We start from the raw sequence: 4,719 nt of genomic DNA on the forward strand, positions 1-4,719 counted from the left end.
GAAGCTAAGCCTCACAGCGCCGATGGTACTGCAGGGGGGACCCTGTGGGAGAGTAGGACGCCGCCGAACAATCTTTCCAGTGAAGCCCCCTGACCGTGTGTCAGGGGGCTTCACTGCGTTGTGGGTGCAGATAGCTGCATACCGCAGTATGCTCGCGTCATGGCTTCCACGACGCGCATCACGGTCACTCTCCCGACCGAACAGGTCGAAGAGATCAAGCGCCACACCGACAACGTCTCCGGCTATGTGGCCGAGGCCGTAGCTCGGCAGGTCCGTCGGGAACTGCTGGCGTCCGAGCTGGAGGGCTACCAGCGGGACTTCGGCGCGTTCACCGAGGAGGAGCTGGCCCAGGCCCGCGCCGAGCTCGCCGCGGGCGAGGCCGGCCGCGGAGTCGACGCCGCATGAGTGCGGCCTTCGCTTCCGTCATCCTGGACTGCGAAGCGCTGTCGGCTTGGGTCGGCCAGGACCGCCGGATGATGGCGAAGCTCGCCGTGCTGCGTGAGTCAGACGCGGACCTGGTGGTGTGCGCCAACACGATCATCGAGGCGTCCCACGAGCGCACGAACCACGCCCGCTTGAACTGGGTGCTCTCCCAGACCCGCGTCGTGCCGGTCACGGAGCAGGGAGCCCGTGCGGCGTCCTCCCTCCTCAAGCAGGTCGGCCTGCACGGCCACAAGTACGCGATCGACGCGACCGTGGCCGAGGTCGCCCTGCGCCAACAGCCACCGGTCGCCGTCCTCACATCGGACGTGGACGACCTGAGCCGCCTCTGCGGCCACCAGATCGCCGTCCTTCCGGTCTGAACCCGCTCGTCGCGCATGATTCAGAAGGGAACTATGCCCTCCTTCAAGGCAGTTCTGCTCGACTGGGTCGGAACGCTCATCGTCCCGAAGTGGGGTGCGAGTCGTGGGTACCCGGCAGGGGGCCCGTGGATCGAGCGTTCCTTGAGGCAGGTCGGGCGAGCGGCGTCCGCTGCGGAGGTGGCGCGGATCAGTGCCGCGTTGAGCGAAGCAGGGAATTGCGCCGACGTCACGGCGGGCTGGGCTGGCGCGGACCTGGCCGCCGCGGCCCACTTGGCCGGCTACCTCCGGTGGGTCACGACGGCCGGCGTGGATCCCGTCTTGGCTGACGCGATGTACGCGACGCTGTCCGACGTCGCTGACAACCAGTTCGCTGTCGACGTCGAGCCCACGCTCGCCGCGCTCAAGGCATCAGGGGTGAAGGTTGCCATCGTCAGCGACATCCACGTCGACATCCGGCCCTGCTTCGTGAAGACCGGACTGGACGTGTACGTCGACGAGTTCGTGCTGTCCTTCGAGGTCGGTGCCTGCAAGCCGGACCCGGCAATCTTCCACACCGCACTCACGAGGCTCGGGGTTCTGCCCGACGAGGCGCTGATGGTCGGCGATCGCTCCGGCCACGACGGCGCGGCCGTCGAGGCCGGCGTCATGACACTCCTCATCCCGCCGCTGACGCACGTCGACGAGCGGAGACTGGATCGCGTCCTCGCCACCTGCGGCCTTCCTCCCGGTCGGACGCCGTAGCGAGATCGTCCCGCTGTCGACCAGGGAGCCAACTCGCGCGTGCAGAGCTCCTCGTTTGCCGGGCAGGACGAGATCGACTCCCCGTGACGGGTCGCGCCAGACTTGTGCTGACGGGATGTCATATCGCCTACCGGGGCGGACACATGTGGACTCAGGGGACAGTTCTGGGCGGTCGCTACACGCTGACGGAGCGCGTGGGCGGCGGCGCGATGGGAGACGTCTGGGGCGCCGACGACGGGGTGCTGGAGCGTCAGGTCGCGGTGAAGATCCTGCTGCCGTCACTGATGGAGGACGAGTCCTTCGCGGCCGCGTTTCCGGCGTGAGGCCAAGGTCCTGGCCAATCTCGACCACCCGGGCATCGTCAACGTGTACGACTACGGCGAGGAGGAGGTCGACGCCGGGACGCGCGTCGCGTGCATCGTGATGGAGTTCATCGTCGGCCGTCCGCTCGACGTCCTCCTACGGGAACGCGGGACGCTTCCACAGGCCGAGGCGATGGCCCACATCCGCGAGTCTGCGCCTGCGCTCCCGGAGGGCTTCCCGGAACCGGTGCGCGAACTCGTCGCCCGCGCCCTGGAGAAGCGTCCGGAGGACCGCTCCCTGGGGCCGCGGCCATGGCCGAAGCGGCCCGCCGCGCGGCTGCCAGACGGAGCGTGGCGGAAGCGGAAGGAGCGGGGGGTGCCGTTGACCGCACCTTGCTGCTGCGCGGGGCGGCGGACTCTGCGGCTGCAGTGGTTCAGCCGCCGGACATTCCAGCGGCTGTCGACGACGCCGTCGTCGTGGGAACGGCAGGAAGCAGTCGCGCTGGCGGCGCCCGGGGTTCGTCGTGCCTCTGGTGATCCCGCGCGTGGTCGCCTCGACGGTCGGCACACTGCTGCTGTGGCCCAACGGACGGCAAGGCCCAGGCGGGCGGGCCCTCGAGCCCGACTGTGACGGCGAGCGTAAGCCTCCGGAGCAGCGCGAGCAGCACCTCGACGGGCAGCTCGTCGCCGCACACGCCCTCCGCGTCCGCGTCGGCGTCAGCTTCCGCGACATCGTCGGGGAAGACGACCGGCGGTAGTTCTGCTGGCGCCAACGGCGGCGTAGTGCCTGTACCGCCTACCGGCGGCGGTACAGGCGGAGGAACCGGTTCGAACAGCGGCACCGGCGGCACTACCGGGGCATCGACCAGCGGCACGGGGACGGGCGGCAGTTCCAGTGGGAGCAGGGGAACGTCGAGCGGCACGTCCTCGGGCGGATCGGGCGGCGGGACGAGTCAGATCGGCTCGGCGGGCACCTACCGCATCAAGGACGCGGCCGATGCCGGCTGCCTCGAACAGGACACCAGCAGCGGCGCCCCCGGCGCCCCCGGCGCCTATGCAGTGAGCAGCTCCTGCGCCTCGGGACCGAACCCGTACGTGGGGTGGACGTGGACCGACGCCGGAAGCGCCTAGTACGGCCGTAGGGCGACGTTCGGTCCGGTCCTGTCCGGATCGGCGGGGCAGGTCGTAGGGTGCTGCATTGTGTCGCTGCTTGAGATCTCCGATCTGATCACGGCGGTGGAGCCGGACAGCGGTCACCGGCTCCCGGTCCGGCGTGCCGAAGTGATCCAGCGACTGCGCGAGAGCGGAGACAAACGCGCGGCCAGGATCGTCGCCCGGCTCCCCGTGGACGGGGACGGGGTACTCGACCCCGTCGCCGTCGACCGGCTGCTCATCGGCGTGCACACCGAACTCCAGCGGCTGAGCGAAGAGTTGCGCATCGGCGAACGCCTGGTCCACCTGCTCGGCCCGCTTTTCGCCGCGATACGTGCCGCCGCCGTGCAGCCCGGGCCGTACCGCCTGGTCGACGTCGGTTGCGGCCTGGGCTACCTGCTCCGCTGGCTGGCGTCCACCGATGCTCTCGGCCCGGATGTTGAACTGGTTGGAGTCGACCTCAACGCCGCACTGGTGGGAGAAGCGGACCGTCTTGCCAGCAAAGAGGGCCTCAACTGCCGTTTCATCCACGGGAATGCGTTCGAACTGCCGGAAGCCGCTTCCGTCTATGTCTCCACCGGCGTGCTGCACCACTTCCGCGGTCCCGCGCTTGCTGAGTTCTTCCAAGCCCAGGCAGCCTCACCGGCGCAGGCCTTCTGCCACTTCGACATCGCCGCGACTTCTCTCGCGCCGATCGGCGCCTGGATGTTCCACCGCGCCCGGATGCGCCACCCGCTCGGCCGCCACGACGGCGTCGTCTCCGCGCTGCGGGCGCACAGCGACGAAGCACTCCTACGCGCCGCCACGGTGCCTGGCATCCGCGCACTGCTGCACGACCCACGCGGCACGGCAAACCCGTTCTGCACCACACTGCGCCCGATCATCGGCGTGCGCCCGCACCTGGAGCCCCGTTCCGCCAGGCGCTCGGGCGTTCCGCGCGCCGACTGGTCGGCCCGGAGTACCTGACCGAGCCCACCGGATGACCCCCGCCGCACCGCTGGCACTGCTCGGTCTGATCGACGCGGCGTTCAGCGGCTTCCGTGCCTACGCCGGCAGCGACGCCCGCATCCGCAAGCACCGCGCCAACGCCCGAGCGGCTTTGCGTGGGTTGACCACGGGGGCAGCCCTGCTGCTCCTTCCCGCACTGACTGCGGCCGTCCTGCTTCTGACGGCATCGGACACTTCCCGGACGTATGAGGCCCTCGCCGCCGGAGGCGTCGGCTACCTGCTCCCACTCGCCGCCTCCTTCTTCCTGCCGTTCCGCGCCAGCACGCTCGCGATGGTCATCGGCCTCGGGCCGCTGACACTGCTGCGCCCCGTAGCCATTGCCGCCGCCTGCATCGGAGCGCTCATCAACGGCGGTGGTTGGCCCGCCCTGCTGGTCGGCACGATCGCGGGTGCCGCGGTGCTGTGTGTCGAACCTGCGGTGCACCGCCGCTGGTACCGCTTGGAGCGGGTCCAGGTGGAGGTTGACACGGTCTGTACGGGTGCGTAGAGTCCTGCGAGTTGTCCCGCCTGCGATGCAGGCCTGTGGGCAGCCAACCCCCTCGAATCTGACCGCACGGTGCTTTATTTGTGCTGCCATTTTTCGGGGACAGCTGATGGATTCGATGTTTCCGGAGAAATCAGCTAGAGTTTCACTCGTCGGAACGGGCCGGAGCGAAAAGCGAAGGCCGAAACGTTCTGATAGAGTAGAAAACGAAGGAAGCGCCCGGAGGGCC

Annotated in this window: 7 protein-coding genes; all 7 read left to right on the forward strand. The window is 69.2% G+C overall.

The window, feature by feature from the left end; all coding sequences use genetic code 11:
• Positions 1–159: 159 nt before the first annotated feature.
• A complete protein-coding gene (locus ABH940_RS36800; RefSeq protein WP_370073031.1) occupies positions 160–405 on the forward strand; it encodes a hypothetical protein in 246 nt (81 codons plus the stop codon).
• Entirely contained in the window at positions 402–803 is a 402-nt protein-coding gene (locus tag ABH940_RS36805) for a DNA-binding protein (RefSeq protein WP_370073032.1), read from the forward strand. Before ABH940_RS36800 ends, ABH940_RS36805 begins: the two co-directional genes overlap by 4 nt.
• Positions 804–836: 33 nt before the next feature.
• Entirely contained in the window at positions 837–1,544 is a 708-nt protein-coding gene (locus tag ABH940_RS36810; RefSeq protein WP_370073033.1) for an HAD family hydrolase, read from the forward strand.
• Positions 1,545–1,687: 143 nt separating this feature from the next.
• Positions 1,688–1,867 carry a hypothetical protein gene (locus ABH940_RS36815; RefSeq protein ID WP_370107277.1) on the forward strand — a complete coding sequence of 60 codons (180 nt, stop codon included), beginning with the start codon at positions 1,688–1,690 and terminating at the stop codon, positions 1,865–1,867.
• 503 nt (positions 1,868–2,370) lie between these two features.
• Positions 2,371–2,604 (forward strand): hypothetical protein, encoded by a 234-nt coding sequence (locus ABH940_RS36820; protein WP_370107278.1) that lies wholly within the window; start codon positions 2,371–2,373, stop codon positions 2,602–2,604.
• A 442-nt stretch (positions 2,605–3,046) separates the two neighbouring features.
• A complete protein-coding gene (locus ABH940_RS36825; RefSeq protein ID WP_370107279.1) occupies positions 3,047–3,964 on the forward strand; it encodes a class I SAM-dependent methyltransferase in 918 nt (305 codons plus the stop codon).
• 13 nt (positions 3,965–3,977) lie between these two features.
• On the forward strand, positions 3,978–4,493 hold the full coding sequence (locus ABH940_RS36830) for a hypothetical protein (RefSeq protein ID WP_370107280.1): 516 nt from the start codon (positions 3,978–3,980) through the stop codon (positions 4,491–4,493).
• The last annotated feature ends 226 nt before the right edge of the window (positions 4,494–4,719 follow it).

Source organism: Streptacidiphilus sp. BW17 (genome assembly GCF_041262485.1).
In the GTDB taxonomy this organism is placed as follows: domain Bacteria; phylum Actinomycetota; class Actinomycetes; order Streptomycetales; family Streptomycetaceae; genus Streptacidiphilus.